This is a genomic window from Hephaestia mangrovi (genome assembly GCF_019880555.1).
In the GTDB taxonomy this organism is placed as follows: domain Bacteria; phylum Pseudomonadota; class Alphaproteobacteria; order Sphingomonadales; family Sphingomonadaceae; genus Sphingomonas; species Sphingomonas mangrovi.
Genome location: NZ_JAINVU010000009.1, coordinates 1 through 24,018, shown reverse-complemented (window position 1 = coordinate 24,018; position 24,018 = coordinate 1). Strand labels below are relative to the sequence as shown.

Annotated in this window: 21 protein-coding genes; 14 read left to right on the top strand and 7 right to left on the bottom strand. The window is 66.1% G+C overall.

Going from position 1 to position 24,018, the window contains the following annotated elements; translation table 11 throughout:
• Window positions 1–52 precede the first annotated feature (52 nt).
• The 3 genes from K7G81_RS16140 to K7G81_RS16130 form a co-directional block, all read right to left on the bottom strand.
• Window positions 53–1,396 (bottom strand): amidohydrolase, encoded by a 1,344-nt coding sequence (locus tag K7G81_RS16140; protein ID WP_223031860.1) that lies wholly within the window; start codon window positions 1,394–1,396, stop codon window positions 53–55.
• Window positions 1,397–1,590: 194 nt separating this feature from the next.
• A complete protein-coding gene (ggt, locus tag K7G81_RS16135; protein ID WP_223031859.1) occupies window positions 1,591–3,357 on the bottom strand; it encodes a gamma-glutamyltransferase in 1,767 nt (588 codons plus the stop codon).
• A 13-nt stretch (window positions 3,358–3,370) separates the two neighbouring features.
• Window positions 3,371–6,763 carry a TonB-dependent receptor gene (locus tag K7G81_RS16130; RefSeq protein WP_255587197.1) on the bottom strand — a complete coding sequence of 1,131 codons (3,393 nt, stop codon included), beginning with the start codon at window positions 6,761–6,763 and terminating at the stop codon, window positions 3,371–3,373.
• A 180-nt stretch (window positions 6,764–6,943) separates the two neighbouring features.
• Between K7G81_RS16130 and K7G81_RS16125 the strand changes: the two genes are divergently transcribed.
• Both K7G81_RS16125 and K7G81_RS16120 read left to right on the top strand, forming a co-directional pair.
• Window positions 6,944–7,480 carry an RNA polymerase sigma factor gene (locus K7G81_RS16125; RefSeq protein WP_223031858.1) on the top strand — a complete coding sequence of 179 codons (537 nt, stop codon included), beginning with the start codon at window positions 6,944–6,946 and terminating at the stop codon, window positions 7,478–7,480.
• Window positions 7,477–8,388 (top strand): FecR family protein, encoded by a 912-nt coding sequence (locus K7G81_RS16120; RefSeq protein ID WP_223031857.1) that lies wholly within the window; start codon window positions 7,477–7,479, stop codon window positions 8,386–8,388. Before K7G81_RS16125 ends, K7G81_RS16120 begins: the two co-directional genes overlap by 4 nt.
• Window positions 8,389–8,531: 143 nt before the next feature.
• Here the strand turns inward: K7G81_RS16120 and K7G81_RS16115 are convergent, their stop codons facing one another.
• From K7G81_RS16115 to K7G81_RS16105, 3 genes are all read right to left on the bottom strand, one after another.
• The gene (locus K7G81_RS16115) at window positions 8,532–9,329 is read right to left on the bottom strand and encodes a hypothetical protein (protein ID WP_223031856.1); all 798 of its coding nucleotides are present in this window, start codon (window positions 9,327–9,329) and stop codon (window positions 8,532–8,534) included.
• Window positions 9,330–9,409: 80 nt separating this feature from the next.
• Window positions 9,410–10,219, bottom strand: a complete 810-nt coding sequence (locus K7G81_RS16110; RefSeq protein WP_223031855.1) for a hypothetical protein — start codon at window positions 10,217–10,219, stop codon at window positions 9,410–9,412.
• Between the two features lie 128 nt (window positions 10,220–10,347).
• Window positions 10,348–11,616, bottom strand: coding sequence for a S8 family serine peptidase (locus K7G81_RS16105; RefSeq protein ID WP_223031854.1), 1,269 nt, complete (start codon window positions 11,614–11,616; stop codon window positions 10,348–10,350).
• A 132-nt stretch (window positions 11,617–11,748) separates the two neighbouring features.
• Here K7G81_RS16105 and K7G81_RS16100 point away from each other — a divergent pair, with 132 nt between their 5' ends.
• Together K7G81_RS16100 and K7G81_RS16095 are read left to right on the top strand one after the other, a co-directional pair.
• Window positions 11,749–12,237, top strand: a complete 489-nt coding sequence (locus K7G81_RS16100; RefSeq protein ID WP_223031853.1) for a sigma-70 family RNA polymerase sigma factor — start codon at window positions 11,749–11,751, stop codon at window positions 12,235–12,237.
• On the top strand, window positions 12,234–12,929 hold the full coding sequence (locus K7G81_RS16095) for an anti-sigma factor family protein (protein ID WP_223031852.1): 696 nt from the start codon (window positions 12,234–12,236) through the stop codon (window positions 12,927–12,929). The genes K7G81_RS16100 and K7G81_RS16095 overlap by 4 nt, the downstream gene beginning before the upstream one ends.
• Before the next feature lie 235 nt (window positions 12,930–13,164).
• Here K7G81_RS16095 and K7G81_RS16090 read toward each other — a convergent pair whose 3' ends face one another.
• A complete protein-coding gene (locus K7G81_RS16090) occupies window positions 13,165–14,070 on the bottom strand; it encodes an AraC family transcriptional regulator (RefSeq protein ID WP_223031851.1) in 906 nt (301 codons plus the stop codon).
• Window positions 14,071–14,169: 99 nt separating this feature from the next.
• Between K7G81_RS16090 and K7G81_RS16085 the strand changes: the two genes are divergently transcribed.
• From K7G81_RS16085 to K7G81_RS16040, 10 genes are all read left to right on the top strand, one after another.
• Window positions 14,170–14,919, top strand: a complete 750-nt coding sequence (locus tag K7G81_RS16085; protein WP_223031850.1) for an SDR family oxidoreductase — start codon at window positions 14,170–14,172, stop codon at window positions 14,917–14,919.
• A 432-nt stretch (window positions 14,920–15,351) separates the two neighbouring features.
• Window positions 15,352–15,879, top strand: coding sequence for a manganese efflux pump MntP (locus K7G81_RS16080; RefSeq protein ID WP_223031849.1), 528 nt, complete (start codon window positions 15,352–15,354; stop codon window positions 15,877–15,879).
• A 104-nt stretch (window positions 15,880–15,983) separates the two neighbouring features.
• Window positions 15,984–16,355 (top strand): hypothetical protein, encoded by a 372-nt coding sequence (locus K7G81_RS16075; protein ID WP_223031848.1) that lies wholly within the window; start codon window positions 15,984–15,986, stop codon window positions 16,353–16,355.
• A 68-nt stretch (window positions 16,356–16,423) separates the two neighbouring features.
• Window positions 16,424–17,689 carry a TolC family protein gene (locus K7G81_RS16070; protein ID WP_223031847.1) on the top strand — a complete coding sequence of 422 codons (1,266 nt, stop codon included), beginning with the start codon at window positions 16,424–16,426 and terminating at the stop codon, window positions 17,687–17,689.
• A gap of 14 nt (window positions 17,690–17,703) precedes the next feature.
• Window positions 17,704–18,843 (top strand): efflux RND transporter periplasmic adaptor subunit, encoded by a 1,140-nt coding sequence (locus K7G81_RS16065; protein ID WP_223031846.1) that lies wholly within the window; start codon window positions 17,704–17,706, stop codon window positions 18,841–18,843.
• A gap of 23 nt (window positions 18,844–18,866) precedes the next feature.
• Window positions 18,867–22,085 (top strand): efflux RND transporter permease subunit, encoded by a 3,219-nt coding sequence (locus tag K7G81_RS16060; RefSeq protein ID WP_223031845.1) that lies wholly within the window; start codon window positions 18,867–18,869, stop codon window positions 22,083–22,085.
• Window positions 22,086–22,104: 19 nt separating this feature from the next.
• A complete protein-coding gene (locus K7G81_RS16055; RefSeq protein WP_223031844.1) occupies window positions 22,105–22,437 on the top strand; it encodes a DUF190 domain-containing protein in 333 nt (110 codons plus the stop codon).
• Between the two features lie 34 nt (window positions 22,438–22,471).
• Complete coding sequence (locus K7G81_RS16050; RefSeq protein WP_223031843.1) at window positions 22,472–22,696, top strand: hypothetical protein; 225 nt, start codon at window positions 22,472–22,474, stop codon at window positions 22,694–22,696.
• Complete coding sequence (gene dmeF, locus K7G81_RS16045; protein WP_439649559.1) at window positions 22,693–23,622, top strand: CDF family Co(II)/Ni(II) efflux transporter DmeF; 930 nt, start codon at window positions 22,693–22,695, stop codon at window positions 23,620–23,622. Before K7G81_RS16050 ends, dmeF begins: the two co-directional genes overlap by 4 nt.
• The gene (locus K7G81_RS16040; RefSeq protein ID WP_223031841.1) at window positions 23,619–23,798 is read left to right on the top strand and encodes a DUF1289 domain-containing protein; all 180 of its coding nucleotides are present in this window, start codon (window positions 23,619–23,621) and stop codon (window positions 23,796–23,798) included. Before dmeF ends, K7G81_RS16040 begins: the two co-directional genes overlap by 4 nt.
• Window positions 23,799–24,018 lie beyond the last annotated feature (220 nt).

The window sequence follows — 24,018 nt, the reverse complement described above, 5'->3', positions numbered from 1 at the left end:
GAGATGGGATCGGCGCGCGGGCGTCGCACCGCCCCGAAAACGGGCACGAGCCTTATTTGCCGGCAACCTCCAGCACCGCCAGCGTCAGCACGCGGACGCCGGTGCGGATCGCCGGCTCCGGTACCGGCGCGAAATAGGGCGAGTGGTTTACCGGCAGCGGCTTGCCCTTCGCCTTGTAGTCGGCGATCATCTTGGGATCATAGCCGCCGATGCTGAAATAGACCGATTTCTTCAGGCCCGCCGCAACGAATTCCGAATAATCCTCGCTGGCGTTGCCGCCCGGCTTGTAAGCCGGCGCCAGCGTCACATTGTCATCGCCCAACGCGGTTTTCATGACGCCGCTCATCGTGTCGGACAAGGCGATGTCGTTGATCACCGGCGACGCGCCGAACATGTGTTTTACCTCGGGTTCGGGCGCGCCCGCCATCATCGCGGCTGCCTTCGCCGTGGTCGCGACGCCGTCGTTGATCAGCTTGCGCACATCCGGCGAGAAAGAGCGCAGAGTAAGCTGCAGATTGGCGTGATCGGGGATGATGTTCGCCACCGTGCCCGCATTGAACGAACCCACCGTGATCACGCCGAACTGCTTCGGGTCCTTCTGCCGGCTGATCACGGTCTGCACGTCGGTCACGAAATGCGCGGCTTCGGCGATCGGGTCGATGCTCTTGTCGGGCATCGATCCATGCGCACCGACACCGTGGAAGGTGATGTAGATCGTGTCGGAGGCAGAGCTCATCACGCCTTCCTTGATGCCGACGGTGCCGATCGGCGCCGGCCCGACATGCGCAGCAAAACCGTAATCGGGCATCGGAAAGCGTTTGAACAGGCCATCGGCGAGCATCGCCTTGGCGCCGCTGATGATCTCCTCGGCAGGCTGACCGATGAACATCAACGTGCCGTGCCACTGGTCCTTCATCGCCAGCAAGGCCTCGGCAGCGCCCAGCCACCAGGCCATGTGCGAATCGTGCCCGCAGGCATGGTCGACATAGGTCAGCTTGCCGTCGACGGTCTGCTGTGCCGTGCTGGCGTAGGGCAGCCCCGTCTTCTCCTTCAACGGCAATGCGTCGAGCTCGGTGCGCACCAGCACGGTCGGCCCCTCGCCATTCTTGTAGATCGCGACGATGCCCGTCTTGCCGACATGCTCGGTCACCTGGAAACCAAGCTTGCGCATTTCGCCGGCCAGCAACGCGGCGGTGCGGTTTTCCTGAAAGGCCAGTTCGGGATGCTGGTGGATGTCCTTGTAGACCTCGAACAGGTGCGGATAATCCTTGTCGAGCGACGCATCGATCCTCGCCTTTGCGGCGGCAACGTCCAGCGTCGGTGCCGGCACGGTCGTCTGGGCATGGGCTGGCAGGGCTGCAAGCGCGGCGGCGAAAAACGGAAGCGTGTGTTTCATTCATATCCTCGACAAATGTTGCGCTGAACGAGGCGAAGTCGAACGCCGGCTCCGCCATGCGCGATCCCCGGCGACGATCAAGACGCGGTCGAGCAAGACGCGGTCGAGCATTTCCCTCTCGACGCCGGATCGCATTTCCGCTCGGTCCCGCGCTATAGCCTGAAATTGCGATCGTGCGCGGGATGACGATATGGTCAGCGGACCCCGAGCGCCAGCGCGTCGGGACGGCGCGTGTCGGCGGCGCCGAGGAAGCGATCGCCGTTGATCATGATCGATTGCGTGCTGCCCATCGTCTTGGACGGCACCACCTCGTGCCCCTTGGCTTCAAGCAAACGGGCGACGTCGGGCGAATAGCCGCCTTCCATCTCCAAGGGGCCGTCACCGCCATATTGGTTGATGCGCGGGCGTTCGGCCGCCTCCGCGATGTTGAGGTGGAAATCGATCACGTTGGAGAGCAGTTGCACCATCGTCGAAATGATCGTGCCGCCGCCGGGCGTGCCGCTGACCAGCCACGGCTTGTCGTCCTTGAACACGATCAGCGGCGTGATTGTCGAGCCGACGCGTTTGCCGGGCACCACCTCGGTGGCCTTGTGCGTCTTGGCCCAGTCGCCCCAGGCGAGGTTGCCGAGCGAGTTGTTGAGCAGGAAGCCGGTCCCCGGTGCCACGACATGCGCGCCATAGGACGCGCTCAGCGTGTAGGTGTTGCTGACCACGTCTCCTTGCGCATCGGCGACCGAGAAGTGCGTCGTGTCCTTGCCCTCGAACGGATAAGGATCGCCGTCGGGCATCGTCTTCGCGCTGAGCGAACTGTCCGGCTTGATCAGCGCGGCACGTTTCGCGGCGAAGGCCTTGCTCGCCAGCCCGTCGGTCGGCGTGTGCCAATCCGGCCCGCCACCGACCAGGCGACGATCCGACGAGGCGATCTTCAGCGTCTCGGCGAGCGTATGCAGGTCGGCGACGCTGCCCCAGCCCATCCTGGTGATCGGGAAATGTTCGAGGATGTTCATCGCCTCGGCGACACTCACGCCGGAAGCGGTCGGCGGCATATAGGCGATGCGCTGCCCGCGATAGCTCGACCAGACCGGCGCCGTGACGTCGGCGTGATAATCGTCGAGGTCCTGCTGGTCGATGATGCCGCCATTGGCCTTCATCGCCGCGACCAGCTTGTCGGCGACCGGCCCCTTGTAGAACCCGTCGCGGCCATGGTCGCGGATCGCCGTCAGCGTCGCCGCGAGGTCGGGCTGGCGAAACAGCTCGCCGGCCTTGTAGGGGCTGCCGTCGGGCTTCAGGTAGATGGCGCGCGCGCCGGGGTCCTTGGCCAGTGCCTTGGCTTCCTGCGCGGTGGCGTCGGCTTCCGCGTCGCTCAGGATGACGCCGTCGGTAGCGAGGTCGATCGCCGGCTGCACCACCTCGGCCCAGGGCAGTTTGCCGAACCGGCTGTGCGCCGCCCATAGCCCCGCGACCGTGCCCGGCACGGCGACGCCCTTGAACGACCATGTAAGCGCGTGATCGAACTTGCCGGTCTTGTCGAGCAGCAGGTCGGGCGTCACCCGGTGCGGCGCGATACCGTAATAGTCGATCGCGACCGTCGTTGCCGGCTTGCCGCCATGCGCGGCCATGTGGACGAGCATATAGCCGCCGCCGCCGAGATTGCCCGCACGCGCCAGCGACACGGCTTCGGCGAACGCCACCGCCACCGCCGCGTCGACGGCATTGCCGCCCTTGCGCAGGATCTGGACCCCGACCTTCGTGCCGTAGCCGTTCTGGGCGACCACCATGCCGCCGCGGCCGATCACCGGATGGTGGATCTCGCCATAGCCGACGATGTCGCCGCCGGTCTTGGCATAAGCAGCCGGGTGGGGCGGGGCTGTCGCCTGTCGCGCGCCCGCCGGTGTGAGGGAAAGGCCGGCGAGGGCAGCAAAGGCCGCCGCCCGCCCAATCGGGCTCCGCAGTTCGAGCATGAAAGTCATCCGATCAGAACGAGGTGCGGACGTTGACGTAGAGATAACGCCCATACGGGTTGTAGAGCGACGCGTAATAGCCATCCGAACTCAGCGGCGGGGCCTTGTCGAACAGGTTACGCGCGCCGAGCCGGAACTGGTACTGGCGCGAGTCGCGCTGGCCGACGGTAACCTGGCCGTAAAGGTTGAAGGTGAGCTGGTCGGACACCAGCCAGGCCTCGCCCGCGCTGTCGGTCAGGCCGTTGTCGTAGATCGACCCGGTATATTGGCTGTAGGCGCCGATCTGGAACTGCTTGTAGGACCAGGTCAGGCTACCCGAGCCCTTCCAGCGCGGCTTGCCGTCCTGGCGGACGAGATCGCCGCCGCCGCTGATATAGGTGCTGGCGTCGATCTCGCCGGCATCGCGCGCGGCCATCAGCGCGGCGACGTCGGGTGAGGGCGACTGATAGAATTTGCGCAGATAGGCGGCATTGAGATTCAGCGTGAAGTCGCCGATCCCGGTATCGCGCAGGCGCCAGGTCAGGCCGAAATCGATTCCCGAGGCGTGCTGCGGCAACAGGTTGCGATAGGCATCGGTGACGTACAGGATCTGGCCGACCGGATCGATGCCGGTGCCGGCGAACTGGGCAATGTCGTCGGCGGTCGGCGCTGCGCGGACGACATCGGGATTGCTGCTCCCCTGCGTGCGCAGCAGATAGTCCTCGATCGTCGCATTGTTGGCGCCGAACAGGCCAACGATGCCGGTCTGGTGGACATCCCAATAGTCGGCGGTCAGCGTCAGCCGCCCGAAGCGCGACGGGATGAACTTCGGTTCCAGCACGATGCCGGCCGACCAAGTGCGCGATTCCTCCGGCTTGAGGTCGGGATTGCCCGAGCGCCGTGACGTCACCGAATAGGATTCGCTGCAATCATCGAAGCTAGCGATGCGCCCGGCGCGCAGATCGGCCTCGCATCGCACCCAATCGGTCTGCGTGTTCGATCGGGTGACCAGGGTTGCGTTGACCTGCTCGAGATTTGGCGCCTTGAAGCCTTCGGAATAGGAACCGCGCAGTCTCAGCCCGTCGAACACGTCCCACGAGCCCGCGATCTTGGGCTTCGCCACCGAGCCGGCATCGCTGTAATGTTCGAAGCGGCCGGCGATCTGCAGCTCGATATTGCGCATCAGCGGCACGCCCATCTCGGGAGAGATGACCGGCACGGCGAGTTCGGCATAGGCCGCCTCGACGGTGCGCGCGCCGAAGGTGTCTGGTGAGGCGCTGGTGCCGATCAGGTCGCTGTCATAGGTTTTGCCGGTGACCATGTCGGTGAACGTCGTGGTGCCATCGACACGCGGATCGCGATTGTCGCTTTGCGTCTCGCGCCGCACCTCGCCGCCGATCGCGATGCCCAGATCGCCGCCGGGCAGCGACAGCAGGCGATCGGTGGTTGCCTTGAAATCCCACATCGCCAGCGTCGCCTTGGAGACGCGGTTGGCCCAGATCCGCGCGGCATCGATCGACGACTGGCTGCTCACGGTGTCGTCGCGTAGGCTGGGGTTGGCGAGATTGGCGCCGTTGAACGGATCATAGGCGTCGGGCGTCGACAGGGCGAGCTGCTGCTGGAGCAAGGTCGCGCTCAGTCCCTGCGAGCGGTCATGGACGCGCGCTTCCGAATAGGTGCCCGCCGATTCGAGATGGAATCGGCCGAGCTGCCAGCGCAAGCCGCCGACCAGCCGATACTCGCTGTTCTTGACCAGGACGAGGTTGGCCCCGGTGTCGGAGAAATCATATGTCTTGAGCGTCACCGGCAAACCCGAATCCGGCACGTTGGTAAGCCCCGGCAGGCGACTGGGATTGGCGGTGCCGTTGGCGAAGGTCACGGGGCCGAACGGGTTGTAATAATTGGAAGCCGGAATGGTGATCGGCGTCGCGCTCAGCGTGTAGGTCGAAGTCTGCCAGCTACGCGTCTTGGCGAGATAGAGTCCCGCTTCGCCGAACAATTCGAGGTCCGGCGAGAGGTCGTAATGCCCGGTCGCATAGATGTTGCCGCGATCGGTTTCGGGCATGATCGTCTGGTTCGATGCCGCCACCCGGTCGTAGCGCAGGTTGCGATCGTCGCCCGAGGTCGAGATCGAGCCGTCGTCGATGCAGATGCCGTTGGCGAGGTCCGACAGGCAGCCGGGGTTGGTCTGCGGCTGGATGTGGAAATAGCCGCCCGACGAGGTGATGCGGGTGCTGCCCTGATAGGCGCCGCCGCTGGCGCCGACGACCTGGAAATAGCCCCAGGGCGTGGTGCTCGATCGTCCGTCGAGCGAGGTCGAGCCGTCGAACCGCGTGCCGGCGAACAGGTCGCGCTTGTCGGAGGATGCGGTATAATCCTGGTCGGCGGCGCGCAGCATCGAACGGTGCGTATAATCGCCGAAGATGGTGATGTTGCCCTTGTCGCCGAGGTCGAGCCCGGTCACACCGTTGACGCTGAACTCGTGCATCGAGGTGCCTTGGGCGAGCCCGTATTGCATATCGAGGCTGGCGCCGTGGTAATCCTTGCGCAGCACGGCGTTGATTACGCCGGCCACCGCGTCCGAGCCGTAGATCGCCGCCGCGCCGTCGCGCAGCACTTGCAACTGGTCGATGCCGGCGACGGGAATCGCGTTGGTGTTGTAGGTCAGCACCGGCACCAGATTGTCGTCGGCCCGGCTGGTCGGGTGGTGGACGACGCGGCGGCCGTCGATCAGCACCAGCGTGTTGCCGACGCCCAGATTACGCAGGTTGACTGAGCCGACGTCGCCGCGCGCCGCGTTCGAGCTGTTGGGCAGATAGGCCGAATTGAACGAGACGTCGCCGAGCTGCGGGATCGACCGGAACAATTCATCGCCGGAAACCGCGCCGGTCGCGGTGATCTGGTTCTGGTCGAGCACGGTGACGGGCAGCGCCTTGCTGACCTGCGCTCCCTGGATCTGCGTGCCGACGACGACGATCTCGGGCTGCGCTTCGGTGGACGCCTGCTCCGGCACGGACGCGACCTGCGTACCGCCTGTGGTCGGGCCGGACGAAGCAACCGGCTGGTCCTCGGATGCCTGATAGTCGATCGCGCTTATTCGTGCCTTGCCGTTGCGAACGATGCGCACCGCGTCTCCGGTGGTGAAGCGGTAGGTGTAGCCGCTGCCGGCGAGAACCGTGTCGAGCATCTGCGGCGGCGTGTAATGGCCGATCAGCGGCGGCGCCTTCAGCGCGGTGATCGCGCGATCGGTGAACAGGATCTGCAGTCCGGTCATGCGTGAAATCTGGAACAGCGACGAATCCAGCGATTGCGCCGGCAGGTTGATCGCGAACTGATGCTGGGCGATCGGCGTGCTCGCCTGCGTGGCGAAAGCCGGCGTCGCCATCATGCCGGCCGCCCCGGCCAGCAGGATCATCTTCATCTTCATGTCGGTCCCCTTTGCGCGGCGCTGTTGCGCCTTTCAGATAACAAGACGGGTTTGCTTGTCCGAAACGAACTCGAATCTGCCGCTTATTGAAAATTTTTTGCGCAAATGCCTTTTTTGGTTCGCTTTTGATCGGGTGCGCCGTCAAATGCTCAGGGGGAACCATAAGGAAGCATCACCGCGATGCGTCGCGATCTGGTCAGGGTGGATGAAGCGCCGGCACGCCCGGACGATGAGGTCACGGTGTATCTCGCCGCGCTGCGGTCGTTCGTGGCACGACGGGTCGCGGATCGCGATCTGGTCGAGGATCTGGTGCAGGAATCATATGTTCGCCTGCTTGCCCGCACTCGTGATAATCCGGTCAGTGAGCCGCAGGCCTATCTGTTCCGTATTGCCAGCAACCTGCTCGCCGACCTGCATCGCGGTGGCCGGGCCGCGCTGGCGGCCGCGGAGCCGCTTGCGGAAGATGCCGTGGCGGTTCCGGCCGAGCAGGAGGATCGCCGCAACCACGGCGACCTGCAAGCCCTATTCGAAAGCGCGCTCGCCGAGCTGCCGGTGCGATGCCAGCAGGTGTTCCTGATGCGTCGTTTCGACGATCTCGATACCGGCACGATCGCGGCCCGGCTGGGGATTAGCCAGCGCATGGTCCAGAAGCATCTGATTGCTGCCGCCAGCCATCTCTACAAACGGCTCGGCCATCGCCGGACGACCGGCCGATGATCGACGAAGGTATCCCGTTGGGCGACCGTCCCGATCGCGCCTTCGAACGCATGTTCGACGAACGTGATGCTGCGATCGACGCGCGTGAGCGTGACGAGGCCGAGGCGTTCTGGTCATGGCTCGGCACGTTCGATCGTCCGCCTGATCCGGTGCCGCGCGCGTCGCGGTGGCGATCGATCGCCTTGCACGGTATCGCGCTGGCCGCCGCGGCTTCGGTCGCGGGCGTGACGCTGCTGGCGGCCGGGCTCCACGTGCCGCTGTTCGGCGAGCATGGCACCCCGACGCTCGCTTATGCCTCAGGCGATGGCGAGCGGCGGGTTATCGACATGAACGATGGGTCGGTCATCACCTTGGCCGCGCAGAGTCGTGTCGAGGTCGCCTATACGCCCGGCCGTCGGCTGGTCCGGCTCGATCGCGGCGAGGCGCTGTTCAAGGTGGCGCACAACAAGCAACGCCCTTTCATCGTGCAGGCTGCAGGTGGCGAGGTGAAGGCGGTCGGCACCGCTTTCGACGTCAAGCTCGACGGCGAATCGAGCGCGAAGGTCACCGTCGTCGAGGGCGTCATCCGGATCGCCGTCGCTTCGGCGAGCAAGGACAATCAGGAGCAAATCGCCCGCATCGCACGCAAGGGCGATCAAGTCTCGTTCGGAGTCAAGCCGGAGCAATCGGCGCGCGTGGCCTATATCGGCGCCAGCCAGAAAGCCGATGCCGATCTTGCCACGTCGTGGACGCGCGGCATGCTGTATTTCCACGGCGAGCCGCTCAGCCAGGTGGTGAAGACGGTGAACAGCTACGCCAAGGACAAGATCGCGCCGCCGCCCGCCAGCAAGGCCAATGTCCCCGTTTTTGGGATTATAGCGGAGGGCGATACCGCTGCCGTACGCGAGCTCGTCGCCAGCGCGAATTGAGGCTGTGCCGAAAAGCCGGATAGGTTCATCGAGGCAAGGATTGTCGATTACTGCAATGGCATGCCCGCCGAGCGCGTGCCGGCGACGGTGATCGATATTCGGGAGTGGATTGGCGTGAAGCCGAATCCGTCGGCATGACCGCGCTAATCGAAACCAAATCCGATTTGCACGCCGGCGACGGCATCGGGGGCGCCTCGCGAAACGCCAGCGCTGCCGTACAGAGCGAGCGTCATCTCTTTGCTGACGCCCACGTTGATCCCCGCCGCCAGCGATTGTTGATCTTCGAGCGTCGGGCTGATTGCCTGAGCATAAGCATAGCCGAGATGGCCGCGCACCCGCTTGCCGAGCTGCACCGCCGCGCCGACCTGCCCAGAGAAGCTATCGTCGAGATGGTAGCCGGCCGGACTGCCCGGGATGGTGTAAGCAAGGTCGACATAGGGCGTCACGCGCCCCACATGCTTGAACAATTCGCCGCCCACGGCGACGTCAGTCTTGCCGGTTCCGATCCCTTTTGATGCCGAGGCCGTGGGCAGCTTGACCTGTGCCGACAGGCTGACGCCGATCGGCGCTTCCGATAGCGTGTACGACCCGGTCAGCCGCAGATCGCCGACGCCGCTGCGCGTCTGTCGCTCGGAGACGGTGGCGGGCGGGACGATGATCGGCACGCCCAGGATGCCGCCGCCGGTCACGACATTGGCCGGCGCGCTGAAACGGACATAGGGCAAGCTCGCGGCGATCGTCAGCTTGCCGTGGCGCGCCGTCAGCGTCGTCGGGGCTGACAGCAGATCGACATTCGCGTGCAAGCCGTAGCTTCCCTGCTGATATTCAACGCCCGTGCTGACCTCGACCGAGGTCTTGGCGGATTGGGGCGACGCGCTCTGCGCCAGGGTAGGGGCGGGAAGCAGGCACAAGGCGGTTGCAGACGCGAACCAACGGCGCATCGTCGAATCTCCGAAGGATCATCAGGAAAAATGCGGCGGGGCGCTAACTTTCACGCCCCCGCCGATGATCGAGCGTGCGGTCAGCTGTCGCTCTTGGCCTGCTGTTTCGCCGCGCTGTCGATTTGGCCCTTGGTCATCGCAGAGGTCAGCGTAGTGCCCGAGCCGCTGAAATTAGCGGCGGGCAGCGTTGCCAACCGCTTGCCGGCGGCGACCGTGATCGATTGCACCTCGCCGCTGGCGGTGGTCGCGACGTTCTGCACGGTGCCGATCACCCGGCCCCGCGCATCGGTAACGTCCATGCCCGGCGAAACCGCGAAGCTGCCCGAACCGTTGGCCGCACCGGACCCGGCGAGCGCGAGCTGGCCGAGGCTGCCGCGAGCAGCTCCTGCGGCATTTCCCGCGCCGGCGAGCGTGCCCGACGCGCTGTTCGTGGCGGCGCCGGCTGTGGAGCGGACGCGGCCGATCGTGTCACTGGCCGCGGTGCGCGTCGCGCCGACGGCGCTGCGCGCGCCGGCTGCGACCGAGCCAACCGTCGAGCCGATCGCATTGGTGCCGACCGCGGTGGCACCGGCCGAACCGTTTCCGTTCGCCGAGGCGCTGCCCGAACCGTTGATACCGACCGTCCTGCCGGCAGCATCGATGGTGCCGTTCGCCGCACTGTCGAGGCTGCCCGAGCCGTTGGCGCTGGCCGAGGCGCTGCCGGTTGCGGGGTCGACGCTTGGACTAATGCCAATCGAGCCAGCTCCACCCAGCGTACCCCCGGCGGCCCCGCCGAGCTGGCCAACGGCGCCGCCGAGCTGCCCGGCGGCCCCGCCCAGCAATTGCGCCGAAGCGGGCGCGGCAAGCAGCAGCGCCAGCGTGCCGGCGGCGGAAAATGCGAACTTGGTCATTGCAGGTCTCCTTTCCTGTCGACTGCGAGCCGCCTGTGCGGCTCTCAGTCAGGGGAACGGAAGGCCCGCGCCGTTTCATCCCGAGATATCGCAAAAAATTCGTAACCCGGTGATTTTTAGTAGAAGAATCATGGGCGAGTCGCACAGCCGCCGCATATCAGGCCGCGACCATAAATCTTGTCCGGCCCTTTCGGCCCGAGATCGCGCGCCTCGCGGTCGAGGGCATGGCGGGCATCAGCGCCGTTTGCCGCCATCAACGCTGCCAGCCGTCCCGCGACGAGCGGCGCAGCGAACGAGGTGCCGCGTACGGGCGCGGTGCCGTCACCAGGCGTTGCCGCCAGCATGTCGGCGCCTGGCGCGGCGTAATCGAGATGCAGTGCGCGCCCAGCCTCGACCAGCACCCTGTCTCGCGCGTCGACCGCCGTGATCGCCAGCACGCCGGGGTAGGAGGCTGGATAGGCGGGTGGCGCCGCGGGCCCGTCATTGCCGACCGCAGCGATGATTGTCAGCCCTTTGTTCTCGGCCAGCGCGACGGCGCGGCCGAGCAGCGCATTCTTCGGCCCGACCAGGCTGACCGTCACGACGCGGACCCGATTGTCGATCATCCAGCCGAGCGCCTTGGCAATGGCGAGCGCGCCACCGCCGGCCGGATCGCTACCGTAGACATCGGCGGCGAAGAGATGCGCGCCGGGATCAGCACCGCGCACTTTGCCGTCGCCGATCAATAGCGACGCGATGGCGGTTGCGTGAGGATCCGGCGCGGGTCCGCCGGACGCAAAGGCGCGCTGCGTAACGCGGGCGGGGATCAGCGGGGTCGCAGCGACGCCGCCATCGATCATGCCGATCGGGACGGGCTGCGCGGCGCCACCGCGATACTGCGCCGTCGCGATAGCCGCAATTGCGCCGCCGTGCATCTCGCCGCTGCGGAAATGGATGTTATCGGCGCTGATCCGGTCGCCGGCGATCTTCCGGGCAAGCTTGAGTGCCTTGCGCAATGCCATGCCGCTGGGCGTGGCAAGCGTTACGGTACGCAAGCCGAGCCCCGCGATGACATTATCGTCGATCACGGCGAAGCCGCGCGCGGTTAGCCGGGGCAGGTCGTCCGGAGCCGGCGTCATCAACACCAGCTCGCCGCGAACGGCCGGGAAGCCGCGATCATCGGGCGCGACGGTCGTCCGATTGTCGTGAAGGAACGCGGTAACGCGCTGCAGCCGCCTGCGCTCGAGCACATGCGCGGCGTGGTCCGTCAGAGTGTCGACGCGATCGAGCGGCTGTTGCAGGATATCGGTCGGCAGTCGCTGCAGCGGCACGCCGGGCAGCTGCGGCAGCAACTGGGCAGGCGCGGCGGCGGCGGCCAGCAGCGCGATCAGCATCGGGATGGCAAAACGGCGCTTCATCGTGCATCCAGGGGGCGGTGGCGGCGCCAGACAGCACGAAACGCGCTGCCGGACAAATTTTCTCGTCTCATGTGGATGAAACGGTCGGGACGATCCGTTTCATCCCGGAAGGCGGCCAAGGATGAACCGGGCTTGCGTTTCGAAGAGCAATTGCTGGCATTGGTGCCGCGGCTTCGGCGGTTCGCAATGAGCTTGTCGCGCAACGAGGCCGATGGCGACGATCTTTGCCAGATGGCGATCGAGCGCGCGCTCAAGTCGCGCGACAAATGGCAGCCGGGAACGAGGCTGGATAGCTGGGCAATGACGGTGATGCGCAATATCTGGATCGACGAGGTGCGGGCCCGCAAGCGCCGCGCCGAGACCTTCGTGGCTGCAGAAGCAGGCGACTGCATCGGCGACGGGGGCGACCGTCGGGTCGAAGCGACGGTCGAGCTCGGCCAGGTCGATCGCGCGCTGGCGACGCTGCCCGACGAACAGCGCGAGGCGATCGCGCTGGTGCTGATCGAGGGCTTCGCCTACAAGGAGGCGGCGGATATTCTGGGCATTCCGATGGGCACGTTGAGCTCCCGGCTGGTGCGCGGTCGCGAGGCGCTGATGCAGGCGCTGGGAGAAGTGGCATGACGATCGACACGGCAACCCGCATGGCCTATGTCGACGGCGAGCTCGATGCGATCGCGCGGCGCCGGGTCGAGCGCGCGATGGCCGACGATCCGGCGCTTGCCGAGGCGGTAGCAAGAGACCGAGCACTGCGCCAGACGCTCGGCGCTCGATTCGCGCCTTATGTTGCGGCGCCCGTGCCCGATCGTCTCGCGACGCTCCTCGACACCAAGGTGACGCCGATCAGCGCCGCGCCCCGCCGCTCAAGATTTGTCTCCCTCGGCCTAGGCCGCTGGATGCAGGGCGCGGTAATTGCGGCTACTCTGGTACTCGGCATCGCCGTCGGCCGGCAGACGGCGGAGATCGGTCCGGTCGCGACGCGCGACGGTGCACTGGTCGCGCAAGGACGGCTGGCGTCGGCCCTCAACACGCAATTGGCCTCGACCCAGCCGAGCGACGCGCCGATCCGCATCGGCCTGACCTTCCGGTCGACCAACGGCGCAATTTGTCGCACCTTCGAGGAGCAGCAATTGCAGGGCATAGCCTGCCATGCAGGCGGCCGATGGGGCCTCGTCCGCACCGCTGTCGAGAAACGCAGCGGCACCTATCGCCAGGCATCTTCGGACTCGCTGGCGAGCGTGGCCGAAACGATGATGGCGGGGGCGCCGTTTTCGGCTGCTGCGGAGATCGAGGCGAAGGACAAGGGCTGGCAATAGAAGGCGTCGATCCGAATAGATTTCGGGTTCAAAGGGGCCGACTGGGCCCGGCATTTAGAGTACGCATGAGCGGTTACAGCGACCGAGGTGACGTCGTTGCCGTTCCCTCTGCGAGATCTTGGATTACTGAAACCGGCTGCTCATTCATTCGAGCCGGAAGCCTTCGAAGGGCGGCGGGTAATCGTCTTCCGCAATTCGCAGCGAAGGACAATTTGGAGGCGCGTGTTCTGCCCAATCATCCCGCAATCAACGCCCGAGCATATCGCATTGGCGGCATCCCGACGTGACGGTTGAAGGCCGTGCTGAAAGTGCTCGCGGAGCCATAGCCGACCTGTGCGGCAACTTGCTCGATTGCCAACTCCCGCGTGCGCAGCAGGCGCTTGGCCAGCGCCATGCGCCAGCCCAGCAGATATTCCATCGGCGGCAACCCTACGATGCGGCTGAAGCGCGCAAAGAAGGCGGAGCGCGACATCGCCGCCTCCGCGGCCAGGTCGGCGACGGTCCAGCCATGCGCCGGCCGCGCATGCATCGCGCGCAGGGCTGCGACCAGGCGATCGTCCGACAGTCCGCGTGCGACGCTCGGTATCGGAATGGTGTCGGTCCCGCACCGCAGCGCCTCGATTAGCAGCACTTCGAGCAGGCGTTCTAGCACCAGCTCGCGCCCGGGTCTGGCCTGGCGAGTCTCGTCGCCGACCAGCTGAAGCAGCAGCATGAGCCGCGGCTCGCCGCGGGCAACGATCATCGCCGGCAACAGCGAGACCAGCAAAGCGGCATCGGGCGACGCGAAGCTGCACAGGCCAACCTGCATTCGGAGATTGACGGGCTCGCCGGGCCGTCCGACCCGAAAGCGCCCCTCGCCGATTTCGATCGGTCGCATCTCGACCCCGTGCGGGGGGGCGTCAATACTCTCGATGATTTGATCGTTGGTGGAAGGCGACAGCACGAAATCGCCCTGTCGCACGACGATCGGCGGTCTGCCGCGCGAGACCATCCGGCATTCGCCTTCCAGCACTGCGAAAAAGACCGGCTTTCCCTCGACATCGCGGTGAATGCGCCAGCGCCCCGCATATTCGACGAGCTTGGAGAAGCTGGCCGAGGGCTGCAGCAGCGTTACGATTTCGGCAAGGGGATCGACGCTCATATCAGGACTATCGCCAACGGATTCGGGACGATGAACCATAGGCGGTCCCGTAGCTTATGGCCATATCGAGGCAACCGCAAACAAGCTCGGAGCAATTTTGTGCCCACTGTTCTCATCACCGGCTGTTCCTCAGGCTTTGGTCTCGAAACCGCAAAACTGTTCCTCGACAAAGGTTGGAAGGTCATCGCCACAATGCGCCATCCGACGACCGATGTCCTCCCGACCGCGGACAATCTCACCATCCTGCCGCTTGACGTCACCCAACCTGCGAGCATTGCGAGTGCGCTCGAACAGGCTGGTGACCTCGACGTTCTGGTCAACAATGCGGGCTTCGGCGCCGCCGTCCCGATCGAACTGATCGAACCCGAGACGGCGCGCCAGCTCTTCGAGACGAATACCCTCGGTACCTTGGCGATGCTACAGGCCGTATTGCCCCGATTCCGCGCACGCCGCGGCGGCACGATCATCAACGTCACCTCGACAGTGACCCTGAAGCCGCTGCCGCTTGTCAGCGTCTATCGCGCGAGCAAGGCGGCGGTGAATGCGCTCACCGAGAGCCTCGCGGTCGAGATGGAGCCATTCGGGGTGCGGGTACACATCGTACTGCCCGGCCGTTCGCCCGAGACGCGTTTCGGCGACAATGCGATGCCGCATCTGCGCGGGCTCGACAACCCCGACTACAAGCCGATGATCGAAGGCATGATCGCCAGCTTCCGCGACGACGACGGTCCGGTCACTCATGCAGCCGACGTGGCCGCAGCCGTGTGGCAGGCGGCAGCGGATCCGAGTGCACCACTCGAAATCCCGGCGGGCGAAGACGCGGTTCAGTGGATGGCCGAGGCTCGCTGATTGCATCGCCGCGATCACGGCGATCACGGCATCCTCTCAAGGGAAGGCTGCGCTACCACAGATATACCATCAAATTGCTGGTATTGAGGTGGTATCCAGCCGCCCCGCGTGAAGCGAGTCCGCCACAATAAACAGAATCGGAGCGGATAACGGACCGGCGACTTACGAGAGCTGGCGCTGGAATTGCTGCCCTTGATCCATACCGCAACGCAGCGTAATTTCCCCCGGACCCGTTGGGGAGTAGCTGCCGGCGTGGCCGGGGTCGCGTCAACATAATCGCGCCCTTCGAGGGGCGCGTGGTGCGGTCAGCGAGATCATTTCGCCTAGCGAGACCAGCGCATTCCTCGCTGCGCCGGACGGCTGGAGTGCGCGTCTTGCTGTCCGGCGGAGTTGACCATGCCCCCTGGTGCCATTGCCTTGCTTTCTATGAGTATGTCGACCGACGCTTTCGCCGCCGCGGTCGGGCGCGGCGCGTCCAGACGCCCCTCGGTCGCCAAAGCGATGCGGGCCGGCGCGGTATTCGGCATCATCGAGGCCCTCACCCCTGTCATCGGATGGATGCTCGGCATCCTGGCGGCCAGTTTCGTTCAGCAGGTCGATCATTGGATCGCATTTTCGCTGCTGGCGATCGTGGGCGGGAAGATGATTATCGATGCGATTGCTGTCGAGAAAGTCGAAACAGCGCCCGCTCGCTCGGGTCTGACGGCCCTGATCGCTACCGCCGTCGGGACGAGTCTCGATGCTGCCGCGATCGGCGTCGGCCTTGCCCTCATCGGGGTCAACATTTGGGTGATCGCTGCGAGCATCGGGTTTACGACGTTCGTCTTCACCACCTTCGGGATGCTGATCGGCGGCATGGTAGGCGCGCGCTTCGGTCGTTGGGCAGAGATTGCCGGGGGCGTCGTTCTCATCGGGATCGGCACGGTGATCTTGCTGGACCACCTCGGCTATCTCGGATGATAACGGAAAGTTGTGACAGCCTTTCTGAAAACGGAAAAAGGTGACGCGACCGCCCACGGCCCGGCGTCGAAGCAATAATACATCGTAACAGCGAATTGATTTCATTGGCGACCCTCTTTCGCGGCAGGAGGTTTGACCCTATTGAAACGCGGATGGCACGCGTGGTCGCATTCCTTTTCGGGCTGATGCTCTGTTTGAGCGTTTCAGTCGGCTCGGTGGCTCATGCCGCCGAAGGGCCGATGCCGCTCGAAACGAGCTGTGCGGTCATGGATAGCCATGAGGACGATGGCGGCTCGGGGGATACCGACAAGGCGCTGTCGCAGGGGCATGCGTGCCACGGTCATCATGTCGGTGTCCCGCATTTCGGCGTCGCTGCGCCTGCCAACCCGGAACTGGTGCGGGTGCTGATCGCGAGCACCGAGCGCGCGCTGCCCTCGATCCGCGCGCGAACACCCATCAGACCACCACGAGCCTGACGAGCCGGATTTCTGCCCGGGGACGCTGAGTGTCGCCTGGGATCCGACATCGTCAGGAGATTTTTTCCATGTATCGTATCATCGCCACGACCGCGCTTGCGGTCGTGCTCGCGGCGCCGTCGGTAACGGCGACCGCACAGACCATCGCGCCGGTTGGTCCGCGATCCGCGTCGCGACCGGGTCCGTTGCCGCGCCAGCTCACGCTCAATCAGGCACTGGTCGAGGCCGAGGCGCGGTCGCCGACTCTTGCGGCGGCCCGTGCGGAGGTCAGCGCGGCGGAAGGCCGCGTCCGTCAGGCAGGCTTCCGCACCAACCCCGAGTTCACCGTCGAACTGGAGAATTTCGCCGGCAGCGGCGTCTTGTCCGGGTTTCAAGCGACCGAGCTGACGGCGTCGATCAGCCAGCGCATCGACCTCGCCGGGCATCGCCGCGCGCGGGTGTCGGCGAGCGAGGCGCGGCTGTTCGCGGCGCAGCTGCAGCTGGCGATCGCGCGCGCCAATTTGATTCGGCAGGTCCGTAATCGCTTCGCCGAAGGAGTAGCGGCACGCGATCTGCTCGCGGTCGCGAGAGACAATGTCGGCCGCGCGCAGGAGCTGGCGCGGGTTGCCAAGGAGCTCGTCGATGCCGGGCGCGAGCCGCCTTTGAGAGGATTGCGCGCGCAGGCGGCACTCACACGGACCACGGCGGTACTGCAGTCAGCCGAGGCCAACGAGCGCAATGCGCGTAGCGCGATCGCGGCGCTGCTCGGCAGCAAGGTTCCGCCGGAACAATTGGTCGGCGATGCCCCGGTGGCGGTGCCGGCGGCGCTCGATGCCGAGGCAACGCTCGACGTCGCGCTGGCGAAAGCCCGGGCCGCGATCGCCCGCGCCGATGTCGAACAGGCGCGCGCCGAGGGGCGGGTCGACCCGTCGGTCGGGGTCGGCGTCCGGCATCTGCGCGAGAGCGGCGATGTCGGGCTGGTCGCCAGCGTGTCGATGCCGTTGCCGATCTTCGATCGCAACCAGGGCAACATCGCCGCAGCGCGCTCGGATGTCGCCGCGGCAGATGCGCGGGTGACGGCGGCGACCAACGCGGCGGCGGCGACCATCGCCGATGCCCGCGCCTCGCTCGCGGCGGCCGAAGCGCGGCTCGGTGCGCTCGAACAAAGTGGGCTCGCCGAAGCGCGCGAAGCGCTGCGGCTGGCCGAGCTTTCCTATCGCGCGGGCAAGGCGTCGCTGGTCGAACTGCTCGACGCACAGCAGGCCTACGCCCTCCTCCAATCGGATCTCATCGCGGCGCGCCAGGCGCGTGCCGAGGCCGCTGCCACGCTCGCGCGTGAAGCGGCTGCGCAGTGAAGGACAGGTTTCTTATGAATCGCACATTGCTCGGCACCGTCGCTGGTGCCGCCCTCATCGCCGGCGCGGCCGGATATTTCATCGGCAGTAACAACGATCTTCCACAGCCGGCCAATGTCCCGTCGCCGGCGGCAGCAACCGCCGCGACGCCCGATAGCATTCCGATGGATGCGGCGCGGATCACGGCCGCTGAGATTGGCCTCTACAAAGTCGGCGACGGCGGCTTCGGGTCGCAGGTCATCGCCCAGGGCGCAATCGAGGCGCCTCCTTCCGGCCACGCCGTGCTCACCGCCGGCGCCGACGGACGCGTGACACGGATCAGCAAGCAGATCGGCGACGCCGTCGCGCGCGGCGAGATGATCGCGACGATCGAAAGCCGCGACGCCGCCTCGATCAGCGGATCGTTACGCGCGGCACAGGCCCGCGCGGCGCAGGCCAAGGCCAATTACGCGCGTGAACAGCGGCTCTACGACGCCAAGGTCACCGCGCGTGCCGACCTCGAGGCCGCACGCGCCGACTATCAGGCGGCGGCCGCGCAAGTCGCCAGCGCGAGCGGCGAGGCAGCGGCCGCAGGGGTGAGCGGTAGGTTCGTCTCGGTGCGTTCGCCGATCGCGGGGCGCATCACCGCCGCGCCGGCCGTGCTCGGCAGCTATGTCACTGCTGCCGACGAGTTGTTCCGCATCGCCGACCCGGCGGTCGTCCAGGCCGAAGTCTCGGTGCCGGTCCGCGATGGCGGCCGCATCAAGCCCGGCGCAGCGGCGGTGATCGAGGCCGACGGCAACGAGGTGAACGCGCGCGTGCGCTCGATCACGCCGAGCGCCGATGCCGAGAGCCGCACGATGACAGTGGTGCTGACCCCCACCAGCGGCGGCAGCACACTGACGCCCGGTGAGTATGTCCGCGCGCGGATCACCGCGCGCGGCGGCGGCGCGGGCGTCGCCGTGCCGAGCGAAGCGGTGCAGTCGGTCGGCGGCCGTGACGTGGTGTTCGTGCGGACGGCCAAGGGGTTCGCCATCCGCCCGATAGAGGTCGGCGAGCGCACCAGCGAGGCCGCGCAAATCCTGAACGGCGTGAAGCCCGGCGAGACGGTCGCCGGGAAACAGGCCTTTGTCCTCAAGGCCGAGCTCGAAAAGGGCTCGGGCGAAGAAGACTGACCGACCCTTCAGGAGACACGCAAATGCTCGCTAAGCTCATCGATGTGTCGGTCCGCAACCGGTTCATCATCTTGTTCATCACCGCCGCGCTGGCGGCGTTCGGGCTCTATCAGCTCAAGCGCCTGCCGATCGATGCGGTCCCCGACATCACCAACAAGCAGGTTCAGATCAATTCGGTCGCGCCCGCGCTGTCGCCGACCAACATGGAAAAGCTCGTCACCTTCCCCGTCGAAACCGCGCTCGCTGGCATCCCGGGGCTGGAGACGACGCGCTCGATCTCGCGCAACGGCTTCAGTCAGGTGACGGCGATCTTCGACGATTCGACCGACATCTACTTCGATCGCCAGCAGGTCGCCGAGCGGCTCAACCAGATCGGCAGCGACCTACCGGACGGGGTGCAGCCGAGCATGGGGCCGGTCTCGACCGGGCTCGGCGAGGTGCTCATGTGGTCGATCCGCTACGCCGACGACGCGAAGCCGGTCGCCGGCAAGCCGGGGCCGCAGCCCGACGGCTCATACCTCACGCCCGAAGGCGCCCGGCTGACTACTGAGATTGCCAAGGCCGCTTATCTGCGCACGGTGCAGGACTGGATCGTGGCGCTTCAAATGCGCACCGTGCCCGGCGTCGCGGGAATCGACTCGATCGGCGGCTATGAGAAACAATATCTCGTCCAGCCCGATCCGGCGCGGCTGTCGTCCTTCGGCCTGTCGTTCAACGATCTGGCCGAGGCCCTGGAGCGCAACAACCTGTCGGTGGGCGCCAATTACGTCAATCGCGGCGGGGAGGCGTTCCTTGCGCGCGTCGATGCACGTATCACCAAGATCGACCAGATCGAGAATGCCGTCGTCGCCAACAAGGGCGGCGTGCCGGTGCGCGTGCGCGACGTCGCCGACGTATCGGTCGGCGGCGACCTGCGCACTGGCGCGGCGTCGGTGAACGGCGAGCAGGCGGTGATCGGCACGGCGCTGATGCTGCTCGGCGAAAACAGCCGCACTGTCGCACGTGATGCTGGTGCGCGCATTCAGGAAATCAAGAAATCGCTGCCGCCGGGCATCAGCCTCGACGTCACGCTCGATCGCTCGGAGCTGGTCAACGCGACGGTCGAAACGGTGCAGAAGAACCTGATCGAGGGGGCGCTGCTGGTCATCGTCGCGCTGTTCCTGCTGCTCGGCAATATTCGCGCGGCGATCATCACCGCGCTGGTCATCCCGTTGTCGTTCCTGCTGATGGCGATCGGGATGAACGCGCTGAGGGTGCCGGGCAATCTGATGAGCCTTGGCGCGCTCGACTTCGGGCTGATCGTCGACGGCACGGTCATCATCGTCGAGAATTTCCTGCGCCGCATGGCCGAGCGACAGGAGCATGAAGGCCGGTTGCTTGGCGTTGGCGAGCGGCTTGAGGAGGTTTCGGCCTCCGTCAAGGAGATGATCCGGCCATCGCTGTTCGGCCAGGCGATCATCTTCATGGTGTTCGCTCCGCTGCTCACCTTTCAGGGCGTGGAGGGCAAGACCTTCTCGCCGATGGCGGTGACGGTGATGCTGGCGCTGGCAGCGGCGTTCGTGCTGTCGCTGACCTTCGTGCCGGCGATGCTTGCGGTCGTCATCCGCGGCAGGGTTGCCGAGAAGGAAGGGCGGATCATCGTCTGGGCCAAGGAGCGTTACGCGCGCGGCCTGCCCAGGGCGATGGCGCGGCCGTGGGCGACGATCGGCGTCGGCGTTGCGGTGTTCCTGGTCGCAGCGGTCACGTTCCAGTTCGTCGGGCGCGAGTTCATCCCGCAGCTCGACGAGAAGAACCTCGCCGTCTCGGCGCTGCGCATCCCCTCGACCGGGATCGAGCAATCCACGGCGATGCAACGAAAGGTGGAGAAGGCCGTCGCGACCTTCCCCGAGGTTCGCTACGTCTTTTCGAAGACTGGGACTGCCGAAGTGGCCTCCGACCCGATGCCGCCCAACCAGTCGGACAGCTTCGTTATCCTCAAACCCCAGGACGAGTGGCCAGACCCGAGCGAAACCAAGGACGATCTCGTCGAGCGGATGAACAAGAAGCTCGAGACGCTGGTCGGCAACAGCTACGAGTTCACCCAGCCGATCGAGATGCGCTTCAACGAGCTGATCTCGGGCGTGCGCGGCGATGTCGCGATCAAGCTCTATGGCGACGATCTCGACCAGATGATGACGACCGCGTCGTCGATCGGCCGCGTGCTGCAGTCGATCCCCGGCGCGGCCGACGTCCGGGTCGAGCAGACCGGCGGCTTCCCGACGCTCGACTTCCGCTTCAACCGCCCGGCGATCGCCGGGCTGGGGCTATCGGTCGAGGAGGTCGCCAATACCGTGGCGACCGCGCTCGGCGGTCGCGAGGCGGGCATGGTGTTTGAAGGCGACCGGCGGTTCAATATCGTCGTGCGTATGCCCGATGATGCGCGCAACGATATCGAGGCGATCGGGGCGATTCCGGTTGCGCTGCCGCCGAATGGCGCGGGCGTGCGGCGGACGGTGCCGCTGCGCCAGCTCGTCGACTTTCGGGAGACCGACGGGCTCAATCAGATCAGCCGCGAGAACGGCAAGCGCCGCGTGGTGATCCAGTCGAACGTCCGCGGCGTCGATGTCGGCACCTTCGTCGACCAGGCGCGCGCCAAGATCGATGCTAAGGTGAAGCTGCCGACCGGCACCTATCTGGAATGGGGCGGCCAGTTCCAGAGCCTCCAGGCGGCCTCGGCCCGGCTGATGGTCGTGATCCCGATCGCCGCCTTGGTGATCTTCGTCCTGCTGTTCATGGCACTGGAGAGCGCCGCGATGGCGGCGGCGATCTTCGCGGCGGTGCCATTGGCGGTTTCAGGCGGCGTGTTCGCGCTGGCGCTGACCGGGCAGTTGTTCTCGATCTCCGCCGCGGTCGGGTTCATCGTGCTGTTCGGCGTCTCGGTGCTCAACGGGCTCGTCATGATGACCAGCATCCAGGCGCGGTTGCGCTCCGGGATGGCGGTCGACGAGGCGATCAGCGGTGGTGCGATGGAGCGCTTCCGCTCGGTCTTGATGACCGCGGTGGTGCCGTCACTGGGGTTCGTGCCGATGGCGCTCGCCCACGGCACCGGCGCCGAGGTGCAAAAGCCGCTCGCCATCACCGTCATCGGCGGGCTGATCACCGCGACCATCCTGACGCTGTTCGTGCTGCCCGCCGTGTCGCGCCTTGTCCTGGGGCGCACTCAGCGGCGCGAGAAGCCGGCGACTGACCTGGCAACAGCCTGACCAACGAAGGAGTGAGATAATGACGATGCTGCTTCGCCTTTACACGGACGAAAACGCGCATCTCGGCGACCGGCGCCTGGTGGACGAAATTGTTCGCCAGGCGCGCGACGCCGGATTGGCCGGCGCCACCGTGTTGCGCGGGCGGATCGGGTTCGGCACGCGCGCCGGCCCGATCCACCAGCACCACAGCCTCGGCGTCGGCGACAACATGCCGATGGTGGTCGAGATCGTTGACGAAGAGGCGCCGCTGCGCACCTTCGTCGCCGGGCTCGGCGGCCTGCGCCACATCGGTCTCGCTACGCTGGAGCACGTCGAGGTGCTGGCGATCCCCGCTACCGAGACAGGAGAATGACGATGGCAGGCGCCTTCGAGGAGAGCGTATCGGTATGAGTGTGCCCGCGATTGCCTATACCCTGATCCCGCTCGCTGCCCTGGCGCTGTGCGCGATCGCGACGACGATCGGCAAGCCGGGACCGCGGCTTCGCAGCGGCATCCAGCACGTTGCCGCGGGCGTCGTGTTCGCTGCCGCCGCGAGTGAGATCCTGCCCGCTTCGGCACGGGCAAGTTCGGCGACCTCGCGGGGTTCACCAGCGCCATCGTGCTGGCGATGATCGCGCTGCTGATTGGCTATGAATCGGTCAGCCGCCTGCTGGCGCCGGTTCCGATCCATTTCAGCGAAGCGATCCCGATCGCCGTGCTCGGCTTGTGCGTGAACGTCGCCAGCGCGTGGCTGCTGAGCGGCGGCCACGATGACGGCCATAGTCACGGCCACGCGCACGGCCACGGCGGCCATCACGATCATGCCGACGATGATGGGGAGGCGCGTCAGCTCAGCGTCGCCGGCGTGGCGGTGACGCTCTCGATCCACGAGGATGGCGTGCCGCCGCGGTTCCGGCTGGTAGCCGCTGGCGGCGGGCCGCCGCCGTCCGACGTCAGCGTCGAGACGATCCGACCCGATGGCGCACGGCAGCGCTTTTCGTTCGCCGATCGCGGCGGCTATCTGGAGAGCCGCGACGAAATCCCCGAACCGCACGCATTCATCGCACGGGTGACCGTCGCCGGCCAATCGACCGACGCCCAATTCGAGGAACACGATCACCACGGCGCCCATGACCGCGACAACAACATGCGCGCCGCGGTCATCCATGTGATCGCCGACGCCGCGGTCTCGGTGCTGGTGATCGTTGGACTCATCCTCGCGCGCACGTTCGGCTGGCTGTGGATGGACCCCATCGCCGGCATTATCGGCGCCTTCGTGATTGCCAGTTGGTCATTCGGTTTGATCCGCGACACCGGCGCGATCCTGCTCGACATGATACCAAGCGCCCGCACGGCCGAGCGACTCCGCGGCGCCATCGAAGGCCTGGGAGATCGGGTGCTCGATTTGCACCTGTGGCGTCTCGGCCCAGGCCATTTGGGAGCGATCGTCGCGATCGCGACCGAAAGCGACCGCGACGCGGACGTCTATCGCGCGCAGCTTGCCGAGGTGCCGGCGCTGTCGCACGTCACGATCGAGGTCAATCGGATCGCCGCATGAAAAGCCCTTGCGTCGAAATCTGTCGGTTCGATCGCGGCATGGGCTGGTGCATCGGCTGCGGCCGAACGCTCGACGAGACACGCAAGTGGCGTAAAGCGCCGCGGCCCAAGCTACTGGGCATCAGCGCGGAATTGCCGAGGCGGCTCGCCAAGCTTGGTGACCGTTCGGCACGTTGATCGCAGTAGCGGCAGCTTCCATCAGTGGCGCCAAGGGTCCTCTAACGGCTGGGTTTGGGCGTTTTGCCGATAATTCGCTTCGAACAGCGCGATTGGCATCTGTGGACGCCCCTTCGGATGCAAGCGCTAAATCGGGGTATGTTGGCACGTAGTCGGATGCTGTCATCTGTCCGGCCTCGATGAGCAGCGCCATATGCTGCGGGCCAGTATGGGAGTTCGC